This is a genomic window from Streptacidiphilus sp. P02-A3a, assembly GCF_014084105.1.
Taxonomy (GTDB): domain Bacteria; phylum Actinomycetota; class Actinomycetes; order Streptomycetales; family Streptomycetaceae; genus Streptacidiphilus.
The window spans coordinates 3,063,910-3,081,862 of record NZ_CP048289.1 but is presented as its reverse complement, the minus strand read 5'-3'; the positions used below and the strand labels follow the sequence as shown (position 1 = coordinate 3,081,862).

16 protein-coding genes, 7 tRNA genes and 1 pseudogene are annotated in these 17,953 nt (G+C 73.3%); 13 read left to right on the top strand and 11 right to left on the bottom strand.

Going from position 1 to position 17,953, the window contains the following annotated elements:
• Positions 1-150: 150 nt before the first annotated feature.
• A complete protein-coding gene (locus GXP74_RS14020; RefSeq protein ID WP_182451819.1) occupies positions 151-2,310 on the top strand; it encodes an elongation factor G-like protein EF-G2 in 2,160 nt (719 codons plus the stop codon).
• An 8-nt stretch (positions 2,311-2,318) separates the two neighbouring features.
• Here the strand turns inward: GXP74_RS14020 and GXP74_RS14015 are convergent, their stop codons facing one another.
• Positions 2,319-2,759: a thiol-disulfide oxidoreductase DCC family protein gene (locus GXP74_RS14015; RefSeq protein WP_182451818.1), complete on the bottom strand. Its 441-nt coding sequence runs from the start codon at positions 2,757-2,759 to the stop codon at positions 2,319-2,321.
• Positions 2,760-2,929: 170 nt separating this feature from the next.
• Here GXP74_RS14015 and GXP74_RS14010 point away from each other — a divergent pair, with 170 nt between their 5' ends.
• Complete coding sequence (locus GXP74_RS14010) at positions 2,930-4,558, top strand: hypothetical protein (protein WP_182456423.1); 1,629 nt, start codon at positions 2,930-2,932, stop codon at positions 4,556-4,558.
• A 4-nt stretch (positions 4,559-4,562) separates the two neighbouring features.
• On the opposite strand, the gene GXP74_RS14005 is transcribed toward GXP74_RS14010, so the two are convergent.
• The 4 genes from GXP74_RS14005 to GXP74_RS13990 form a co-directional block, all read right to left on the bottom strand.
• Entirely contained in the window at positions 4,563-5,123 is a 561-nt protein-coding gene (locus GXP74_RS14005; RefSeq protein ID WP_182451817.1) for an HIT domain-containing protein, read from the bottom strand.
• A 64-nt stretch (positions 5,124-5,187) separates the two neighbouring features.
• A complete protein-coding gene (thrS, locus tag GXP74_RS14000; RefSeq protein WP_182451816.1) occupies positions 5,188-7,161 on the bottom strand; it encodes a threonine--tRNA ligase in 1,974 nt (657 codons plus the stop codon).
• 101 nt (positions 7,162-7,262) lie between these two features.
• Complete coding sequence (locus GXP74_RS13995; RefSeq protein WP_225447916.1) at positions 7,263-8,489, bottom strand: hypothetical protein; 1,227 nt, start codon at positions 8,487-8,489, stop codon at positions 7,263-7,265.
• A gap of 37 nt (positions 8,490-8,526) precedes the next feature.
• The gene (locus GXP74_RS13990; protein ID WP_182451815.1) at positions 8,527-9,108 is read right to left on the bottom strand and encodes a DUF4365 domain-containing protein; all 582 of its coding nucleotides are present in this window, start codon (positions 9,106-9,108) and stop codon (positions 8,527-8,529) included.
• A 162-nt stretch (positions 9,109-9,270) separates the two neighbouring features.
• On the opposite strand from GXP74_RS13990, the gene GXP74_RS13985 reads away from it, so the two are divergent.
• A complete protein-coding gene (locus tag GXP74_RS13985) occupies positions 9,271-9,996 on the top strand; it encodes an exonuclease domain-containing protein (protein ID WP_182456421.1) in 726 nt (241 codons plus the stop codon).
• Positions 9,997-10,085: 89 nt separating this feature from the next.
• Here the strand turns inward: GXP74_RS13985 and GXP74_RS13980 are convergent.
• Positions 10,086-10,160, bottom strand: a tRNA-Val gene (locus GXP74_RS13980).
• A 96-nt stretch (positions 10,161-10,256) separates the two neighbouring features.
• On the opposite strand from GXP74_RS13980, the gene GXP74_RS13975 reads away from it, so the two are divergent.
• The gene (locus tag GXP74_RS13975; protein WP_182451814.1) at positions 10,257-10,424 is read left to right on the top strand and encodes an isochorismatase family protein; all 168 of its coding nucleotides are present in this window, start codon (positions 10,257-10,259) and stop codon (positions 10,422-10,424) included.
• A 170-nt stretch (positions 10,425-10,594) separates the two neighbouring features.
• Here the strand turns inward: GXP74_RS13975 and GXP74_RS13970 are convergent.
• A tRNA-Val gene (locus GXP74_RS13970) sits at positions 10,595-10,666 on the bottom strand.
• Positions 10,667-10,926: 260 nt separating this feature from the next.
• Here GXP74_RS13970 and GXP74_RS13965 point away from each other — a divergent pair.
• Positions 10,927-11,340 (top strand): SsgA family sporulation/cell division regulator, encoded by a 414-nt coding sequence (locus GXP74_RS13965; RefSeq protein WP_034091203.1) that lies wholly within the window; start codon positions 10,927-10,929, stop codon positions 11,338-11,340.
• A 232-nt stretch (positions 11,341-11,572) separates the two neighbouring features.
• Positions 11,573-12,208: a CGNR zinc finger domain-containing protein gene (locus tag GXP74_RS13960; RefSeq protein ID WP_182451813.1), complete on the top strand. Its 636-nt coding sequence runs from the start codon at positions 11,573-11,575 to the stop codon at positions 12,206-12,208.
• Here GXP74_RS13960 and GXP74_RS13955 read toward each other — a convergent pair.
• Positions 12,189-12,680, bottom strand: a complete 492-nt coding sequence (locus GXP74_RS13955) for a hypothetical protein (protein ID WP_225447914.1) — start codon at positions 12,678-12,680, stop codon at positions 12,189-12,191. The two genes, GXP74_RS13960 and GXP74_RS13955, sit on opposite strands and share 20 nt — an antisense overlap.
• Positions 12,681-12,764: 84 nt before the next feature.
• On the opposite strand from GXP74_RS13955, the gene GXP74_RS13950 reads away from it, so the two are divergent.
• Positions 12,765-13,265, top strand: coding sequence for a DsbA family protein (locus GXP74_RS13950; RefSeq protein ID WP_182451812.1), 501 nt, complete (start codon positions 12,765-12,767; stop codon positions 13,263-13,265).
• 1 nt (position 13,266) lies between these two features.
• Here the strand turns inward: GXP74_RS13950 and GXP74_RS13945 are convergent, their stop codons facing one another.
• Both GXP74_RS13945 and GXP74_RS13940 read right to left on the bottom strand, forming a co-directional pair.
• Entirely contained in the window at positions 13,267-14,118 is an 852-nt protein-coding gene (locus tag GXP74_RS13945) for a GNAT family N-acetyltransferase (RefSeq protein ID WP_182451811.1), read from the bottom strand.
• On the bottom strand, positions 14,115-14,960 hold the full coding sequence (locus GXP74_RS13940; RefSeq protein ID WP_182451810.1) for an aminotransferase class IV: 846 nt from the start codon (positions 14,958-14,960) through the stop codon (positions 14,115-14,117). The genes GXP74_RS13945 and GXP74_RS13940 overlap by 4 nt, the downstream gene beginning before the upstream one ends.
• Positions 14,961-15,235: 275 nt before the next feature.
• On the opposite strand from GXP74_RS13940, the gene GXP74_RS13935 reads away from it, so the two are divergent.
• The 5 genes from GXP74_RS13935 (at position 15,236) to GXP74_RS13915 (ending at position 15,762) form a co-directional block, all read left to right on the top strand.
• A tRNA-Gly gene (locus GXP74_RS13935) sits at positions 15,236-15,307 on the top strand.
• Between the two features lie 31 nt (positions 15,308-15,338).
• Positions 15,339-15,409, top strand: a tRNA-Cys gene (locus tag GXP74_RS13930).
• A 52-nt stretch (positions 15,410-15,461) separates the two neighbouring features.
• A tRNA-Val gene (locus tag GXP74_RS13925) sits at positions 15,462-15,533 on the top strand.
• Positions 15,534-15,574: 41 nt separating this feature from the next.
• A tRNA-Val gene (locus tag GXP74_RS13920) sits at positions 15,575-15,646 on the top strand.
• A gap of 41 nt (positions 15,647-15,687) precedes the next feature.
• Positions 15,688-15,762, top strand: a tRNA-Val gene (locus GXP74_RS13915).
• 64 nt (positions 15,763-15,826) lie between these two features.
• Here GXP74_RS13915 and GXP74_RS13910 read toward each other — a convergent pair.
• Positions 15,827-15,997, bottom strand: coding sequence for a hypothetical protein (locus GXP74_RS13910; RefSeq protein WP_182456973.1), 171 nt, complete (start codon positions 15,995-15,997; stop codon positions 15,827-15,829).
• A 482-nt stretch (positions 15,998-16,479) separates the two neighbouring features.
• Here GXP74_RS13910 and GXP74_RS13905 point away from each other — a divergent pair.
• Positions 16,480-17,772: pseudogene (locus GXP74_RS13905) on the top strand (serine/threonine-protein kinase); the annotation flags it as partial.
• Between the last annotated feature and the right edge of the window lie 181 nt (positions 17,773-17,953).

The window sequence follows — 17,953 nt, the reverse complement described above, 5'->3', positions numbered from 1 at the left end:
GCCCGCAGGGCCCCGGGGCCGCCGCCGGTGCCGCGGTTATGGACCTGCGAGCGGCACGGTGCCAGGCTCACCATCACCGCGGGTGGCCCGGTGCCCACGCTGCGCGGTCCCCGTGGCGTCAGTTGCGCGTGCTCACGGGAGGAGAGAGCCATGAGCGACAAGTCGACAGGACGGACCCACAGCAACGGCAGGGATCCGGCGGCCGGACCGCCGGTCCGGCCCGAACAGATCCGCAACGTGGTCCTGGTCGGCCACAGCGGGGCGGGCAAGACCAGCCTCGCCGAGTCCCTGGCGCTGGCCGCGGGCGCGGTCAACCGGGCCGGGCGGGTCCACGACGGCAGCACCGTCAGCGACCACGACGAGATCGAGCACCGCCAGCAGCGCTCGATACAGCTCGCGCTGCTCCCGCTCGACCACGCCGGGACCAGGATCAACCTGCTGGACACCCCCGGCTACGCCGACTACGTCGGCGAGCTGCGGGCCGGACTGCGCGCCGCCGACGCCGCCCTGTTCGTGGTCTCCGCCACCGAGGAGACCATCGACGGCCCCACCCGCGACCTGTGGCAGGAGTGCGCCGCGCTGTCCCTCCCCCGGGCGCTCGTGGTCACCCGGCTCGACGCCCCCCAGGCCCGGTTCGCGGCCACCGTCGAACGGTGCCGCGAGGCCTTCGGCGGCGGCGACCCCGACCGCGTCCTGCCGCTGCACCTGCCGCGGCCCGACGGCACCCTGCGCGACCTGCTCGACGCCGACCCCACCCCGGACGCCACCGGCCCGGACGCCACCGGCCCGGACGCCGAAGCCGCCCGGGACCGCCTGGTCGGCGCGATCGCCGCCGAGAGCGAGGACGAGACCCTGCTCGACCGCTACCTCTCCGGCGCGACCCCGGACCCGAGGACCCTGCTCCAGGGCCTGGCCCGGGCCATCGCCCGGTCCGCCTTCCACCCGGTGCTGGCCACCGCCGCCGCCACCGACCACCACCGCGACCCGCTCGGCGCCCGCGAACTGCTCGACCTGGTCGCCCACGCCTTCCCGGCCCCCACCGACCGCCCCGCACCAGCCGTCACCGCCCCCGACGGCAGCCCCCGGCCCGCCCTCGCCTGCGACCCGGAGGGCCCCCTCGCCGCCGAGGTCGTCAAGACCAGCAGCGACCCGTACGTCGGCCGGATCAGCCTGGTCCGGGTCTTCTCCGGCACCCTGCGCCCGGACCTCCCGGTCCACGTCTCCGGCCACGGCCAACAGGACCGCGGCCACCAGGACCACGACCTCGACGAGCGCGTCGGCGCCGTCGGCAGCCCGCTCGGCCGCACGCTGCGCCCCGCCGCCCAGGGCATCGCCGGGGACATCGTCAGCGTCGCCCGGCTCACCCGCGCCGAGACCGGCGACACCCTGTCCGCCCCGGACGACCCGCTGCTGGTCGCCCCCTGGGAACTCCCCGACCCGCTGCTCCCGATCGCCATCACCGCCCACAGCAAGGCCGACGAGGACAAGCTCTCCCAGGGCCTGGCCCGACTGGTCGCCGAGGACCCCACGCTGCGGCTGGAACAGAACCCGGACACCCGGCAACTCGTCCTGTGGTGCCTCGGCGAGGCCCACGCCGACGTCCTGCTGGACCGGCTCCGCAGCCGCTACGGCGTCACCGTCGAACCGGTGCCCTACACCGTGCCGCTGCGGGAGACCTTCGCCGCGGCCGGACACGGCCGCGGCCGCCACGTCAAACAGTCCGGCGGGCACGGGCAGTTCGCGATCTGCGAGCTCGACGTCGAGCCGCTGCCCGCCGGGAGCGGCTTCGAGTTCGTCGACCGGATCGTCGGCGGCGCCGTCCCCCGGCAGTTCGTCCCCTCGGTGGAGAAGGGCGTCCGGGCGCAGCTGGCCCGGGGCGTCGCCGCCGGGTTCCCGCTGGTCGACGTCCGGGTCAGCCTGGTCGACGGCAAGGCCCACTCGGTGGACTCCTCCGACGCGGCCTTCCAGACCGCCGCCGGGCTGGCGCTGCGCGAGGCCGCCGCGGCCACCGCCGTCCGGCTGCTGGAACCGGTCGCCCTGGTCTCGGTGCTGGTACCGGACGAGTACGTCGGCGGCGTGCTCGGCGACCTGTCCGGCAGGCGCGGCCGGGTGCTCGGCACCGAACCGGTCGCCGAGACCGGCCGGACCGTGGTCCGGGCCGAGGTGCCGGAGTGGGAGATCGTCCGCTACGCGGTCGACCTGCGCTCGCTGTCGCACGGCACCGGCACCTTCACCCGCCGCTACGCCCGGCACGAGCCGATGCCGGAGGCGGTCGCCGCCCGCGTCTCGGCTGACGCCGCTGTCAGCTGACGCCGCTGTCAGCTGACGTCGCTCCGCTGCTCCCGGCGGGCCGCCGGGGGCAGCGCGCAGGCGGGCGTGCCCCCCGGCATCCGCTGCCGGTCAGCCGCGACCAGCCGGTACACCCCCGCCGCCAGCTGCCGCACCGGCGGCAGCGTCAGCAGGCCGCCGAGCGCGCTCCACAGCGGGCGGCGGGTCCGCAGCAGCAGCCGCGCCGCCGCCTGCGCACCGCCCTCCACCCGCCCGTCCGGGGTGATCCACAGCACCTCGTGCTCCGCCCGCCGCTCGCTGACCCGGCCTCCGGTGAACGCGGCCAGCGCTTCCAGGTCGGCGAACTGGAATGGCACGGCCTCCCAGCGGGCAGCATCGAAGCGACGCTCAGCGAAGCGCACCGACGAACTGCAGAAGGCACAGTCGCCGTCGTAGAGCAGGACGGGGTTCGGAGCACTGGTCTCGGCCATGTTCCGATCATCTCAGAGCCCACTCGCGAGGAACGACCGGCAATGCCCTGACGCGGGCTGATCGGCGACGATACGCTGGCCACTCCGGCTTCATGACATCGTTTCAGCGGATCGTCATCGCGGCGGGGCGGTTTGGCAGAACGCAGCCATCGGGAGGACCTGCGGTGACGATGACCTTCGACTTCAGTCCGGGCGCGCAGATCCCGCGCACGGACGGAAGTCCGCAGACGGCGGTGACCGCCGCGCTCTCCTCCGGCGCGTACCGCGACGGCTCCATGGACCCGCTGGTCGGCCTGAACGAGGCAACCGCCCACAAGCCGGGACGCTACCGGCTGTTCGCCCCCGACTTCGGCGAGGCGTTCTGCCAGGCGGTGCTCGCCCGCACCCTCGGCGCCGGACGCAAGCCGCTGGTCCGCTCCTTCGGCATCGACCCGCGGATCGTGGTCGAGCACTGCCTGGAGGCCGAGGAGCTGCGGCACCAGCGGGACAAGCAGCTGACCGTCGTGTCGCTGGTCTTCGGCCTGCTGTTCCTGCCCGGCACCCTGGTCTGGCTGGCCGCCTTCGAGTTCCGCCGCCGCAGCGACACCGGCAAGCAGTCCTGGGTCGGCAGCGCCGCGCTGGTCGTGGCCGTGCTGATCGGCGGGCTGCTCGCCTGGCACCCCTTCCTCAACGGCTTCGGCGGCATCTACCTGCGGATCGTCATGGTGATGCCGCTGATCGGCTGGTTCGTCGCGCAGCGGATCTGCGTGCGCACCTCGGCCCAGCTGCGGAGCCGCTGGGAGGCGCTGATCGACGGCGGCGCGGCCGGACCGATGGTGCCCGGCGCGGTGCCGATCGGCCCCGAGGACACCAAGGCCGAGGAGCTGCGGAAGAACCTCACCGCGCTGGTCGCCGAGCAGGAGACCAACTACCTGCACTACGCCGGCCGCAAGGGCATCCTCGGGCTCGGGCCGCGCTGGGGCTCCTGGCAGATGGCCGAGCAGCTGGACCCGCGCGCGGGCCTGCAGGAGTACCGCCCGTTCCACCCCTGGGACGTGATCCGGAAGATCGAGGAACGGCTCAACCGGATGAGCCGCAGCGGCGTCGCCACCGGCGGCATCCCCTCGGTCCGGGTGGAGAACTGGGTGGTGCAGACCATCGGCGAGGGTGCCGACGAGGTCGGCCGCCCGTCCGGGGCGGAGATGGACGGCTCCCGGATGCGCGCCTCGGCGGTGACCGACATCGCCAACCGGCAGCAGTTCGGCCGCAGCCCGCGGCACTACCTGGGCGTGCAGTTCGTGCTCTGGGACGGCCAGCTGGTGGTCACCCTGCTGATCACGGTGACCGTGTTCAGCGACACCCTGCGGATCGAGGTCACCGGCCACGCCCTCGGCCCGCTGCCGGGCGCGCTCACCGGCAAGCCCAAGGCGCCCACCAAGTCCGTGCCGAAGACCGGCAAGTTCTGGGAGGAGACCACCAAGAACCTGCCGATCGTCACCAACCAGGAGGTGGTACGGCTCGCCGTGCGCGCGCCCTTCACCTGGACCCCGACGCTGCTGAACTGGCTCGGCGGCTCACTGAAGCTCCCCGAGCCCTTCGGCCTGCGCTCCGCCTGGGCCGACCAGCCGTGGGGCAACCGCTTCATGGCGGACGACGCGCTGCGGGTGGCTCCCCCGGTGCTGCGCGCGGTCCACGCCGCGACCTTGGACGTCCTCGCCGACCATGACGTGGAGATCGACCGCTTCAAGAACCGCTCGATGATGCTCGGCGCGGAGGTCCAGGGCGCGCGGCCGTCGAAGGCCGACGACTACGACGCCTGACCCGTCAGTCGGTCGGCCAGGCGTCGGCGAGCATCTTCCGGGTGTCGGCCAGGAGTTGCGGCAGCACCCTGGTCGCGCCGATCACCGGCATGAAGTTGGTGTCCCCGCCCCAGCGCGGCACCACGTGCTGGTGCAGGTGCGCGGCGATCCCGGCCCCCGCCTCGACGCCCTGGTTCATCCCGATGTTGAAACCGTGCGGCCCCGAGGCCGCCCGCAGCGCCACCATCGCCTGCTTGGTGAGCCGCGCGACGTCGGCGGTCTCCTCCGGCGTCAGCTCGGTGTAGTCCGCGACATGCCGGTACGGGACCGCCATCAGGTGACCGGAGTTGTACGGGTACAGGTTCAGCACCGCGTAGGCCGAACCGGCCCGGCGCAGGATCAGCCCGTCCTCGTCGGACATCGACGGGATCGCACAGAACGGACAGCCGTCACCGGCCGCCGGGCCGGTCGGCTTGTTCTCACCCTTGATGTAGGCCATCCGGTGAGGGGTCCACAGGCGGCCGAATGCGTCCGGCACGCCCACTCCGCTCTGCTGCTCCGGCTCCGTCGTCATGTGGATCAGCATAGGCGCTGGGGCGGCCCGCCAGCGGACCGCCCCAGCTCGAACCCCCGCTCCGGCGGGGAGGAGGTCAGACCTGGATGCGGCGCTCCACCGCGTCGACGATCTCGGCCAGTGCCTCGGCCCGGGGGATCCCGTTCTTCTGCAGACCGTTGCGGTAGCGGAAGGAGACCGTGCCCGCCGCCATGTCCTCGTCGCCGACGATGACCATGAACGGGGTCTTCAGCTTCTGGTGGTTGCGGATCTTCTTCTGCATCCGGTCGTTGGAGGAGTCCACCTCCACCCGCAGGCCCTTGGCCTTCGCCTCGGCGGCGAACTCCCGCAGGTACTCCACGTGGCCGTCACCGATCGGGATGCCGACGGCCTGGACCGGGGAGAGCCACGGCGGCATCGCGCCGGCGTAGTGCTCCAGCAGCACCGCGAAGAACCGCTCGATCGAGCCGAACAGCGCGCGGTGGATCATCACCGGGCGCTGCCGCGAGCCGTCCGCCGCGGTGTACTCCAGGTCGAAGCGCTCGGGCAGGTTGAAGTCCAGCTGGATGGTGGACATCTGCCAGGTGCGGCCGATCGCGTCCCGGGCCTGGACCGAGATCTTCGGGCCGTAGAAGGCCGCGCCGCCCGGGTCGGGGGTGAGCGGCAGCCCCTGCTTCTCGGCGGCCTGGCGCAGTACCTCGGTCGCCTCCTCCCAGACCTCGTCGGAGCCGACGAACTTCTCCGGGTCCTTGGTGGAGAGCTCCAGGTAGAAGTCGTTCAGCCCGTAGTCCCGCAGCAGCTCCAGCACGAAGGTCAGCAGCGAGTCGAGCTCCTCCGCCATCTGCTCGCGGGTGCAGTAGATGTGCGCGTCGTCCTGGGTGAAGCCGCGGGCCCGGGTCAGGCCGTGCACCACGCCGGACTTCTCGTAGCGGTAGACCGTGCCGAACTCGAACAGCCGCAGCGGCAGCTCGCGGTAGCTGCGGCCGCGCGCGTCGAAGATCAGGTTGTGCATCGGGCAGTTCATCGGCTTGAGGTAGTAGTCCACGCCCTCGTCGAGCTGCATGGGCGGGTACATGCCGTCGGCGTACCAGTCCAGGTGGCCCGAGGTCTCGAACAGGGTGCCCTTGGTGGCGTGCGGGGTGTAGACGAACTCGTAGCCCGCCTGCTCGTGCCGGGTGCGCGAGTAGTCCTCCATCGCCCGGCGCATCACGCCGCCGCGCGGGTGGAAGACGGCCAGGCCGGAGCCGATCTGCTCGGGGATGGAGAAGAGGTCAAGCTCGGCGCCGAGCTTGCGGTGGTCGCGCTTGGCGGCCTCCTCCAGGAAGTCCAGGTGCGCCTTGAGGTCGTCCTTGGTGGCCCAGGCGGTCCCGTAGATGCGCTGCAGCATCGGGTTCTTCTCGCTGCCGCGCCAGTACGCGGCGGCGTTGCGCATCAGCTTGAACGCCGGGATGCTGGTGCTGGGCAGGTGCGGGCCGCGGCACAGGTCGCGCCAGCACAGCTCGCCGGTCTTCCGGTCGAGGTTGTCGTAGATGGTCAGCTCGCCGCCGCCGACCTCGACGTCCGCGCCGTCCTCGCTGGAGGCGCCGCCCTTGAGCCCGATCAGCTCCAGCTTGTAGGGCTCGCCCGCCAGTTCCTCGCGGGCCGCGTCGTCGGTGACCACCCGGCGGGAGAACCGCTGCCCGCGCTTGATGATCTCGGTCATCTTCTTCTCGATGGCCTTGAGGTCCTCCGGGGTGAACGGCTTCTCGACGTCGAAGTCGTAGTAGAAGCCGTCCTTGATCGGCGGGCCGATGCCCAGCTTGGCCTCGGGGAAGATCTCCTGCACGGCCTGGGCCATGACGTGCGCGGTGGAGTGGCGCAGGATCGACAGGCCGTCGGCGCTGTCGATCGCGACCGGCTCCACCTCGTCGCCGTCGGCCAGCAGGTACGCCAGGTCGCGCAGTTCACCGCCGACCCGGGCGGCGATCACGGCCCGGTCGCCGGGGAAGAGGTCGGCCGCCGTAGTGCCCGTGGTCACCACGCGCTCTTCCCGATCGGGTTCGCGGCTGATGATCACACGGACGTCCGACACCGGACTCTCCTGTCGCTCGGCACTACATGGCTGGGCAGCGTGGGCTGCGACCACGATGGTACCGAGAGCGCGGACCCGGTCGCGCACCCCGGCACCGGCCGTCAGTCCTCCGCCGCCGGGGAGGCGCGCAGCACCTTGAGCATCCGCTCCCGTTCGGCCGCGTCCAGCTCCACCGGGACCAGCCCGGCGGGCTCGCTGAGCCTGCGGAAGCCGCCCTTGCGCTCCAGCCGTCCGCGCAGCCGTACCGGGACCCCGGCCAGGTGCGCCTCGGCCGCGGCCCGGTAGGCGTCCTCGTCCAGCCGCACCCGGACCTCGTCCACCTCGGCCCCGGACAGCACCCGCAGCCGCACCGCGCCGCTGCCGCCCGGCTGCTGCCGCTTCAGCCGTACCACCGCGCCGGTCAGCTCGACGTCCACCGCGGGCTCGATCCGGGCCAGCCGCCCGGCCGCCGCCTCCAGCGCGGGCAGGTCCCCCGGCGAGAACTCCAGCAGCAGCCGCCGGGCGCCGAAGCCCTGCGGCACGCCCGCCGCCGGTGACCAGGCGAAGCCGATCCTGACCCCCTCGCTGCCGCGCACCAGCCTGACCACCGAGCCGACCAGCTCCCGGCTGACGCCGAGCGGCACGCCGTTGTCGAAGCCGTCGGGGCTGCCGGTGGCGCGCTGGAAGTCGACCGCGTCCCGCATCGCCTCCAGCGCGCGTACCAGCGTGGTCGCGGCCGGGCGCTCGTCCGGGGCCGGGGTGTAGGCGGTGAGCAGCCCGGCGCCGGTGCCGGGGGCGACCACCAGCACCCGCTCCAGGAACTCGGCCGCGTAGGAGTCGAAGCGGGCGCCGAAGTAGGCGGCCCGGGAGCGTCCGGCCTTGGCGGCGGCGACCAGCATCGCGGTCGCCGCGGCACGCAGGTCCTGTTCGGCGGCCCAGGGCACGGCGCCGCCGACGCCGGGGGTGTCCCGGCGCCAGTGGATCTCGTCGCCGGGGACGAGCAGCGCGGCCAGGATGGCCTGGGCGGAGGGGACCGCCGAGCGGGCGAGCCTGCCCAGCGCCTCCTCCAGCAGGTCGGCGCTGTCCTCGAAGGAGCGGTCGGCGGGGACCAGCACGCTGGTGCCCGGCTCGCGGTCGTCCGGCGGCGTCCAGCGGCTGTAGCGGCCTTCGGCGCGGCCCCGGCGGCACCAGCCGTGCCGGGCGAGCAGGGTCAGCAGCACGTCCGGGTCCACGCCCGCCGGGTCGGGCAGGGGCGGGTCGTCGCTCTCGGGGTCGACCGCGGTGCGGCGCCTGCGCGCCGGTGGGGCAGATACCGGGGCCGCTGCCTCCGGTCGGGTGTCGCGCCGCATCGCCGTCACGCCTTCCCTCCGGTGTGGGCCGGTTCCCTCATGGTCGTTCACCTGCCCCCACTCGCGCCATGATGGCGCACAGGGCCCGGTCATCGAAGACCTGCCGCGTCGGGATCCGGACATTCGTCCGGCGCTTCCCGGTGACCGGGTGCCCGGCCAGGTTGACCCAGTAGCAGCAGTGCCGCAGTTCCGTCCGGTCCGGCCGGGCCAGCAGCCACTGGTCGACCTCGCGCGGCACCAGCATCACCACCAGGATCTTGTGCACCGCGACCCGGGCGTGGGCGAGCTTGCGCAGGTGGTCGTTGTCGAGGGTGAAGCTGAAGTGACTGCCACCGGGATTCGGCGGGATCTGGTGGGTGCACTTGAGCTGGACCTTGATGGTGGCCTCGTCGTCCTCGGTGTGCGCGGTACTGCCGTGGCTGACGTGCCAGTCGATCCCGTTGTCCGGGAAGGGCGAGGCGAGGGCGCAGCCAGCCGCCGCGGCGACCGCGTGCAGGTATCCCACCTGAAGCGTCTCCATGCAGGAGGTGACCGCGAGTTGACCCCGCATCGCTTGCCCCGCGCCGGTTCCGGACCACTGCGGAGGGGGCGTGTCCGGACCGGGTTGTGTCAGCGCCATGTGCCGCCGTCCCCGTCGAGCGACGACCGCCCACCCGGAACGGACGGGCCGTCACCTGGTGTCCTCTCCGTTCCGGGGGTCGCTGAAACTGGTCGGGCGGTGACGGGTTGAATGCGGGGGGTAGCCGGGTAACAGCATGGTGTGACCACCGGGGAGGTCGGCATGACGCACTGGTACGAGGGGCCGCTCGCCTCCTTCGACACCGAGACCACGGGCGTGGACGTGGAGCAGGACCGCATCGTCACCGCCGCGCTGGTGACCCAGGGTTCGGTCGGCGCTCCGCTGCTGCGGCGGGACTGGGCGGCCGATCCGGGCGTGCCGATCCCGGCCGGGGCGACGGCGGTGCACGGGCTGACCGACGCCTGGGTGGCCGGTCACGGGCGTCCGGCGCGGGTGGTGCTGGAGGAGCTGGCCCGGGCGCTGGCGGAGACCGCCCGGCTCGGCCTGCCGCTGGTGGTGATGAACGCGCCGTACGATCTGACGCTGCTGGACCGGGAGTTGCGGCGGCACCGGGGTGCCGGACTGGGCCAGTACCTGACCGCCGCGCCGCTGCTGGTGCTGGATCCGCGGGTGCTGGACAAGCATCTGGACCGGTACCGCAAGGGGCGGCGGCGGCTGACCGACCTGTGCGCGCACTACGGGGTGGTGCTGGAGGGGGCGCACGACGCGGCGGCGGACGCCTCGGCGGCGCTGGAGCTGGTCCGGGCGATAGGCCGCCGACACGCGGAGCGGCTGGCCGAACTGACCCCGGCGGAGCTGCACCTGCGGCAGGCGGTGTGGCACGCGGCGCAGGCGCGGGGGCTGCAACGGTGGTTCAGCGAGAGCGGTTCGCCGGAGGTGGTGGACACCTCCTGGCCGCTGCGCAGACAGCTCGGACAGGCGGCCTGACCGGCCGTCAACCGTCGTTCCGGGCGCCTGTCGCTTCCGGGACCGGAAACGAGTGAAGGCCCCGCGATTGAGGGGCCTTCGGTTCCGACTGGTGCGCAATGCTGGGTTCGAACCAGCGACCTCTCCGGTGTGAACGGAGCGCTCTCCCACTGAGCTAATCGCGCGGGGCAACGGAGAGAACATTAGCACCCTGGCGACGAGGGCCCGAAACCGACGGCGTGCCGCTCACACGACTCGAACGCCAGTGCTAGCTTCCGGGGATGGCTACGGTGCTGCTCCTGATCGACCTCCAGCGCAACATGCTCGAACCGCCCGACCCGGTGGCCGACGCCCCGGCCGTCACCGAGGCCGTCTCCGGCCTGCTCGACCGGGCCCGCGCCGCCGGCGCGAACGTGGTCCCGGTCGCGGAGATCCACTTCGACCAATGACGCGGCTGAAATGTTGCGCGCGTCGGTTATCGCCCGCGCGGGTGATTGAGATCGCCGGTGATTGACGGCAACCGTGGTGGAAGCCAACCCTGATTGGCTTCCACCATCATTGAAGCCGCAATAGGAAATCCCCGCAGACCGTCCATCGGTCTGCGGGGATTTCCCGTCGGTGCGCAATGCTGGGTTCGAACCAGCGACCTCTCCGGTGTGAACGGAGCGCTCTCCCACTGAGCTAATCGCGCAGGCCCCGTCTGGGCACATGGAAAACCCTACCGCATCCCGCGCCATGCTCCTGACCTCCCCACTCGCGCCCCGGCGGCCCGCCGGACCCGGGCCCGGGAAGGGCCGCGCGGGCCCGCCCCGGGCGTGGCGGCTGCGCCGGAAGGGGTACCAGGTGCGTACTAATCGGGACAGAGGGGTTTACAGCGGTCGTACAGGTGGGATGGTCCGTTCGCCGACGTGCGATCCCCGAGCGCACACTGAGCGAAAGGCCCTGGCGCTTATGAACACCACGGTCAGCTGCGAGCTGCACCTGCGCCTCATCGTGTCTAGCGAGTCTTCCTTGCCCGTCCCCGCGGGCCTGCGCTACGACACCGCCGACCCCTATGCCGTGCACGCCACCTTCCACACGGGCGCCGACGAGACCGTCGACTGGGTGTTCGCCCGCGACCTCCTTGCGGAGGGGCTGCATCGGCCGACCGGGACCGGTGACGTCCGTGTCTGGCCCTCCCGCAGCCACGGACAAGGAGTCGTCTGCATCGCCCTGAGCTCTCCGGAAGGAGAAGCCCTGCTGGAAGCCCCGGCCCGAGCGCTGGAGTCATTCCTCAAGCGGACGGATGCCGCGGTGCCACCCGGTACCGAGCACCGTCACTTCGACCTGGACCGGGAACTCTCACACATCCTCGCGGAGAGCTGAAACGGTCCTTCCCTCCAACCGTGCGCAGCCGTGCTACTCGGGGGCACGGAACGCACAATCACCCGGGCCGCCGCCGTCCCCCCGGACGGAGGCGGTTCCGGCATGCCCGGACCGACGCGGACGAGCGGGCGGGCCGCAGTTCCCACCGGGGCGGCGTTCCGGCGGTAGAGTCACCGGTCCAGAGCCCGGCCGCGAGCGGACCCGGGCATGACGCCGGCCAGGGAGTCCCGACGTGTTGATCACCCACGACACGGAGTACGCGCTCGACACGCTCGTGGACCTGGTGAACACCGCCCCTGACGCCTGCGGGCACGAGGGGCTGCCGGACCTGGCGGCGCTGGACCAGTTCGTGCTCCGCCGGGACGTCAGCGAGGTGGGCACGCTCACCGCCACCGACCTGGAGGACGTGCGCCGGGTGCGCGACGAGTTCCAGGCGGTGTTCCGGGCGCAGACCCCGGAGGAGGCCGCCGAGCTGGTCAACAAGGTGGTGGCGCGGGCGGGCACCACGCCCCGGCTGACCAACCACGACGGCCACGGCTGGCACATGCACTACTTCGCGCCGGGCGCGGCGCTGGCGGACCACGTGGCCGCCGACTCCGGCATGGCGCTGGCGTTCATCGTGGTCGCCGGGGAGCGGGAGCGGCTGCGCCGCTGCGAGGCGCCGGACTGCGCGCACGTCTTCGTCGACCTCTCCCGGAACCGCTCGCGGCGCTACTGCGACAGCCGCACCTGCGGCAACCGGCTGCACGTCGCCGCCTACCGGGCGCGGCAGCGCACGGCGGCGGACGGCGCCGAGCCGGAGCCGGTCGGCGCCGGGAACGGCCCGACCGGCGACCGGCCGGTGGGCGTCACAGCCCCCGGCGCTTGAGGATCTCCTCCACGTCGGCGAAGTCCCCCAGGCCGTCGTCGGCCTGCTTGCCGGACTTGCCGGACTTCACGGGCTTCCCGGACGCCTTCGCCGGAGCCGAGGCCGGAGCCGAGGTCGCGGGCAGCCGCCCGGCCGCCGGGGCGGTGCCGGGCAGGGTCGGCGCGGCGGCGGAGGCCGCCGCCTTCGGGGTCCGCTGCCTGCGCACGCCGGTGAGCAGCGCCAGCACCACCGCGCCGCCGAGCAGCCCCACGCCGGTCCAGACCCTGGGGTCGAACACCAGGTCCGCCGCCCAGTCGCCGATGGCGTGCCCGATCCGGGAGAAGACCGTGATCAGCCCGGTCAGATAGAGGCCGGTGGGCACCAGCGCGACGGCCACCCACCGCAGCGCCGCCCGGACCCGCCCCCGGGTGGCGGCCAGTACGGCGGCCACGATCGCCGCCGCCGACAGTGCCAAGCACACGATCGCGGTCATCAGCCCGCGCCTCCTTCGCCGTCACCTGGGCCGCACGCCGGTGCGGTCACCTCCATGGTGCCCCCGAATGCGAGACTTACGGCCATGAGCGATGGTTCCCTTCCCCGAGTCGAGTACTGGTGCGAGTTGCAGTGCCCCGACTGCGCCACGGCGCTGGACGACCTCCGGGCGCTGCGCGCCACCTACGGCGAGCGACTGGAGATCGTGCTGCGGCACTTCCCGCTCGACCGGCACAAGCACGCCTTCGCCGCCGCCCAGGCCGCCGAGGAGGCGTTCGTCCAGGGGCAGGGCTGGCCCTATGTCGAGGCGGTACTGGCGCGGACCGGCGAGCTGGAGCGGCGCGGCGAGGCACTGCTGCTGGAGGTCGCCGGTGAGCTCGGTCTGGACGTCGAGGAGCTGGACACCGCGCTGATCGACGGCCGACACATCCTGGTGGTGGACGCGGACCAGGCCGAGGGCAAGGCCATCGGCGTCACCGGCACCCCCACCTACGTGGTGGCGGGCACCCGGCTGGACGGCGGGAAGAGCCAGCAGGGCCTGCGGGAACGGGTCCAGGAGCTCCTCGGATCCCCGGACGCGGACTGAACTACAGCTGCTTGAACAGGATGTGACGGGTCGTCCGGTAGTCGAGCGCGCGGTAGAGGGCGTTCGCCGGGGCGTTGTCGGCGTAGACGTTCAGGCCCAGCCGCCGCACGCCGACGTCCAGGCACTCGCGTTCGGCGAGCAGCATCAGCGAGCGGCCGTGCCCGTGCCCCCGGTGCTCCGGCTCCACCTGGACCGAGTACACCCACGGCGGCCTGGGCGCCTCCGGCGTGCTGTCGGTCCGGGTGTTCAGCCAGATGCTGCCCACCGCCCGCCCTGCGGCCCGCAGTTGCCGCACCACTGTGAAGGGGGTGCGCGGGCCGTAGGGCAGGGCCTGCCGCAGCGCCCGCTCGGCCCTGGCCCGGGCCTGCTCGGGGCTCAGCCCCTCGCCCACCTCGGACTCGGCGACACGGCGCGCCTCGGCCCGGTACCAGTCGTCGAACTCCTGGTCGGTGAGCGGCAGTCCGCTGCTCCCCGGCGGGAGTTCCGGCAGGCTGTCCGGGAGCCGCTTGAGCAGGTGCCGGGCGCGCAGGGCGTAGCCCAGGGCCTCCGCCAGCCGCAGCGCGGCCGGGGCGTCCGGGCCCTGCGGCACCTCCACCCGGGACCGGGCGCAGCCCCAGCCGCGCAGCACCTCCTCCGCCGCCAGGGCGGCGACGGTCCCGCGCCCGCGCCCCCGGTCCGGCGGGTCGATCACCAGCGCGGTGAGTTCGCCGAGCCGCGGGCCGCCGGTGTCGGCGTGCGCGGTGGCGGCGATCCGGCCGACCGGGCGACCGTTGACGCAGACCGCGAACAACCGGCCCAACCCGCCCTCAGGGGTGGCCTGTTCGGCGGTCAGCGGGCGCAGGGTGGTGGTCATCGGGGCTCCGGATCGGCGGCGGCGCGCTCGGCGAAGACGGCTGCCAGGGCCGCGGTCACCGGCCCCGGCGCGCCCGGAAGTTCGCGGTCGTCGACCCGGGTGACCGCCTGGATGTCGCGCAGCGAGCCGGTGAGGAACACCTCGTCGGCCTCCCGCAGCACCGACAGCGGCAGGTCGGCCTCCTCGGCGTCGCTCCAGCGCAGGGCGAGCGCGCGGGTGATCCCGGCCAGGCAGCCGGAGGAGAGCGGCGGGGTGAGCAGCCGCCCGCCGAGCACCACGAAGACGTTGGAGGCGGTGCCCTCGCACAGCTGCCCGGCGGTGTTGCCGAACACCGCCTCGTTCGCGCCGTACTCGTGGGCGCGGGCCAGCGCGACCACGTTCTCGGCGTAGGAGGTGGCCTTGGTCCCGGCGATGGCGCTGTGCTCGTTGCGGGTCCAGGGGACGGTGACCACGGCGGCGGTCGGCGGGCTGGGGTCGGTGGCGCCGACGGCGACGACCAGGGTGGGGCCGAGCGGCTCGGCGCCCTCACCGGCATCGTCCCGGACCGGGCCGAGCGGGGCCGGGCCGCTGGTGCAGGTGATCCGCAGTCGGCCGAGCGGCACCGGCTCGGCGGCCAGCACGTCGGCGCAGGCGGCGCGGACCAGCTCGCGGTCGGGTCGGGGCAGGCCCAGTGCCCGGGCGGAGCGCTCCAGCCGGTCCAGGTGGAGTTCCAGCGCGAAGGTGCGACCGCCGACGACCTTGACCGTCTCGAAGACGCCGTCGCCGACGGTGAAACCGCGGTCCAGCACCGACACCGTGGCGTCGGCGGGCTCCCGCAGCGCGCCGTTGACCCAGATCCGCATCCGCATCCTCCTCATCGTCCGGCCGCTGCGGTGGACGCTACCGCAAGCGCGGGGGCGCCCGGGGGCCACTGCCGACACGCCCGGTGGCCGGGCGGCCGCCGCGGTGTTCCGGCCGCTGGGAGCGGCTTTTTCGGCCGCCCGCAGGCGGTCGCGGACGGCTCGCCGCAGGTCGCCGGGGATACGGAATTTGAGCTGGGCGGGGAATCCGCTAAAGTTCAACACGTCGCCAGGACGCGGACCGCAAGGAAACGAGCGGAACGCCGAACGGAGATCACGCGGATGTGGCTCAGTGGTAGAGCATCACCTTGCCAAGGTGAGGGTCGCGGGTTCGAATCCCGTCATCCGCTCGGTAGAGGGCTGTAGGTTGGCCCTTGACTCGGTGGAGTGGCCGAGAGGCGAGGCAACGGCCTGCAAAGCCGTGTACACGGGTTCAAATCCCGTCTCCACCTCACAGTAGGACCGCACAGCAGTACCCGACAGCGTCCGTACTGCTGTCGACCCGCGCGATTAGCTCAGCGGGAGAGCGCTTCCCTGACACGGAAGAGGTCACTGGTTCAATCCCAGTATCGCGCACGCAACCCCGCCCGTCGGGGTGCAGCAGAGCATCACCACCCGCGCGATTAGCTCAGCGGGAGAGCGCTTCCCTGACACGGAAGAGGTCACTGGTTCAATCCCAGTATCGCGCACGCAACCCCGCTCGACGGGGTGCAGCAGAGCACCATCACCCGCGCGATTAGCTCAGCGGGAGAGCGCTTCCCTGACACGGAAGAGGTCACTGGTTCAATCCCAGTATCGCGCACCAGCGAGGCCGCCCCGGATTCTCCGGTGGCGGCCTTCTTCGTGTCCGACTTTTCGGCTGCCGGGTCTCAGCGGCCCACCAGGTGCACCACGGAGGTGGCCTGGACCGCGAACTGCGACCAGCCGCCGAAGGCGAACGCCAGCAGCGCCGCGACCGGCAGTGCGATGGCGATGGCCACCAGCGGGTTGCGGGAACCCTGCAGCTTGCGTCGGCTGCGGGGGCGTCCTTCCATCTGCACGGACACGGCGTGGCCCCAACTCTCTCGTCAGTCTTGGTCTGTGGCGTGCTGTGCCGCCGGCATTCCCGCCGTCGGAGTTCCCGGCGGTAGCGGTGGGTGGGGCACCTCGGGGGACGAGCTCCCCGCCCACCGCTGACTACCACGCTACGGGCGCGCGCGGTCGGGAGCGTCATGCGCGGGGACCGTCCCCCCGGCATCCCCGGGGAGGAGGCCGCGCGCGGCGGCGTACTACCGGAGGTGGAGCCCGGGGGGCCGGACGCCCGGGGTGACTCAGGGTCCTCCCCTAGTCTCCCCCGCAGGCCGCCGCCGGATCACCGCCGGGCCGCCGCCGGATCATCCTCGGAGAGAGATGAATCTGACAATCCGACAGGCCGCCGAGGCGTTGCGAATCAGCGCGGCATGCGGCGCAGTCCGTAAGCTGTCGCCTGGCAATCAGAGCAAGTCCCGGCACGGGGACCTGACGGCGGGACAAGACATTGGCGATGATGCGGCTCCGGCGGGAGGACCCGCGAGTCGTCGGCCCCTACCGTCTGCATCGACGGCTCGGCACCGGTGGCATGGGCGTGGTCTACCTCGGCTCGGACCGCCGGGGCCAGAAGGTCGCGCTCAAGCTGATCCGCTCGGAACTGGCCGAGGACCAGGAGTTCCGCACCCGGTTCGCCCGTGAGGTGGCGGCGGCGGCGCGGATCCGGGGCGGCTGCGTGGCCCGGCTGGTCGCGTCCGACATCGACGCCGAACGGCCGTGGCTGGCCACGACCTACGTGCCCGGCCCCTCGCTCTACAAGCGGGTCGGGGACGAGGGGCCGCTCTCCTGGCCCGAGGTCGCCGCGATCGGCGCGGCGCTCGCCGACGGCCTGGTGCACGTGCACCAGGCGGGCGTGGTGCACCGCGACCTGAAGCCGTCCAACATCCTGCTGTCGCCCAAGGGCCCGCGCATCATCGACTTCGGCATCGCCTGGTCCACCGGCGCGAGCACGCTCACCCACGTCGGCACGGCCGTCGGCTCCCCCGGCTTCCTGGCGCCCGAGCAGGTCAGGGGCATCGCCGTGACCGGGGCCACGGACGTCTTCGCACTGGGCACGACGCTGGCGTACGCGGCCACCGGCGACTCGCCGTTCGGTTCCGGCACCTCCGAGGTGATGCTCTACCGGGTGGTGCACGAGGAGCCGGACCTTGAGGACGTCCCGGGCGCGCTGACCCCGATCCTGCGGGCCTGCCTGGCCAAGGAGGCGGTGGACCGGCCGACCACGACCCAGCTGCGGGACCGGCTGCGGGAGCTGACCGCCCGGGGGGCGGCCATCGGGCGCAGCCAACTGCCGCAGCCGCAGAGCAGGCAGAGCCAGCCCGCGCAGGCCGAGGCCGGGCCGCAGCAGGCGGCGGCGCAGGCGGCGCAGCAGCGGCCGGTCCAGCGTCCTTCGGCGCGCCGACCGGTGATGCCGCCGACGGTCCGCGAGCCGCTGCCGCCCGAGCTCGTCCCGGACGCGACCCCGACCGTGGCCCACCACTACCCCGGCCACGGCCCGGCGTCGGCCCAGGGCCAGGCGCACGGCCAGGGACCGCAGGCGCAGGCGCACGGCCACGGTCAGGCCGCCGCCGAGGCGGGGGCGCGGTCCGGGCAGGTGCCGCGTCCGGCGGGGCGGGTGGCGGCGACCCCGGCCGCCGGTCGGCGCACACCGCCGCCCGCGCGCCCTGGTCGCGCGCCCTCACGTCGACTGCTGCGCCAACGCTTCGTGGTCTTCATCACGGTCACCCTGATCGTCGCCGTGGTGATCGCGGTCGCCCAGGGCTGCCAGAGCCGCAGCGGCCGGGGGGCCGGACCGGCCGCGCCGCTGCCCTCCGCGAGGAGTTCCGCGCCGACCGCGAGCAGTGCCCCCGCCGACGCCGTGGCGGCGGGCGGCTCGGCCTCCGGCGTGACCAGTCTGACCGGGGTGGCCACCGGACAGCCGCTGGTCGCGG

Coding starts and splice junctions, on each gene's coding strand:
- GXP74_RS13990 (WP_182451815.1), bottom strand. CDS start 9,108: ATGGCGCTGACACAACCCGGTCCGGACACGCCCCCTCCGCAGTGGTCC.
- GXP74_RS13965 (WP_034091203.1), top strand. CDS start 10,927: ATGAACACCACGGTCAGCTGCGAGCTGCACCTGCGCCTCATCGTGTCT.
- GXP74_RS13955 (WP_225447914.1), bottom strand. CDS start 12,680: ATGACCGCGATCGTGTGCTTGGCACTGTCGGCGGCGGCGATCGTGGCC.
- GXP74_RS14015 (WP_182451818.1), bottom strand. CDS start 2,759: ATGGCCGAGACCAGTGCTCCGAACCCCGTCCTGCTCTACGACGGCGAC.
- GXP74_RS14005 (WP_182451817.1), bottom strand. CDS start 5,123: ATGCTGATCCACATGACGACGGAGCCGGAGCAGCAGAGCGGAGTGGGC.
- GXP74_RS13945 (WP_182451811.1), bottom strand. CDS start 14,118: ATGACCACCACCCTGCGCCCGCTGACCGCCGAACAGGCCACCCCTGAG.
- GXP74_RS14010 (WP_182456423.1), top strand. CDS start 2,930: ATGACCTTCGACTTCAGTCCGGGCGCGCAGATCCCGCGCACGGACGGA.
- GXP74_RS14020 (WP_182451819.1), top strand. CDS start 151: ATGAGCGACAAGTCGACAGGACGGACCCACAGCAACGGCAGGGATCCG.
- GXP74_RS13950 (WP_182451812.1), top strand. CDS start 12,765: ATGAGCGATGGTTCCCTTCCCCGAGTCGAGTACTGGTGCGAGTTGCAG.
- GXP74_RS13975 (WP_182451814.1), top strand. CDS start 10,257: ATGGCTACGGTGCTGCTCCTGATCGACCTCCAGCGCAACATGCTCGAA.
- GXP74_RS13985 (WP_182456421.1), top strand. CDS start 9,271: ATGACGCACTGGTACGAGGGGCCGCTCGCCTCCTTCGACACCGAGACC.
- GXP74_RS13940 (WP_182451810.1), bottom strand. CDS start 14,960: ATGCGGATCTGGGTCAACGGCGCGCTGCGGGAGCCCGCCGACGCCACG.
- GXP74_RS13995 (WP_225447916.1), bottom strand. CDS start 8,489: ATGCGGCGCGACACCCGACCGGAGGCAGCGGCCCCGGTATCTGCCCCA.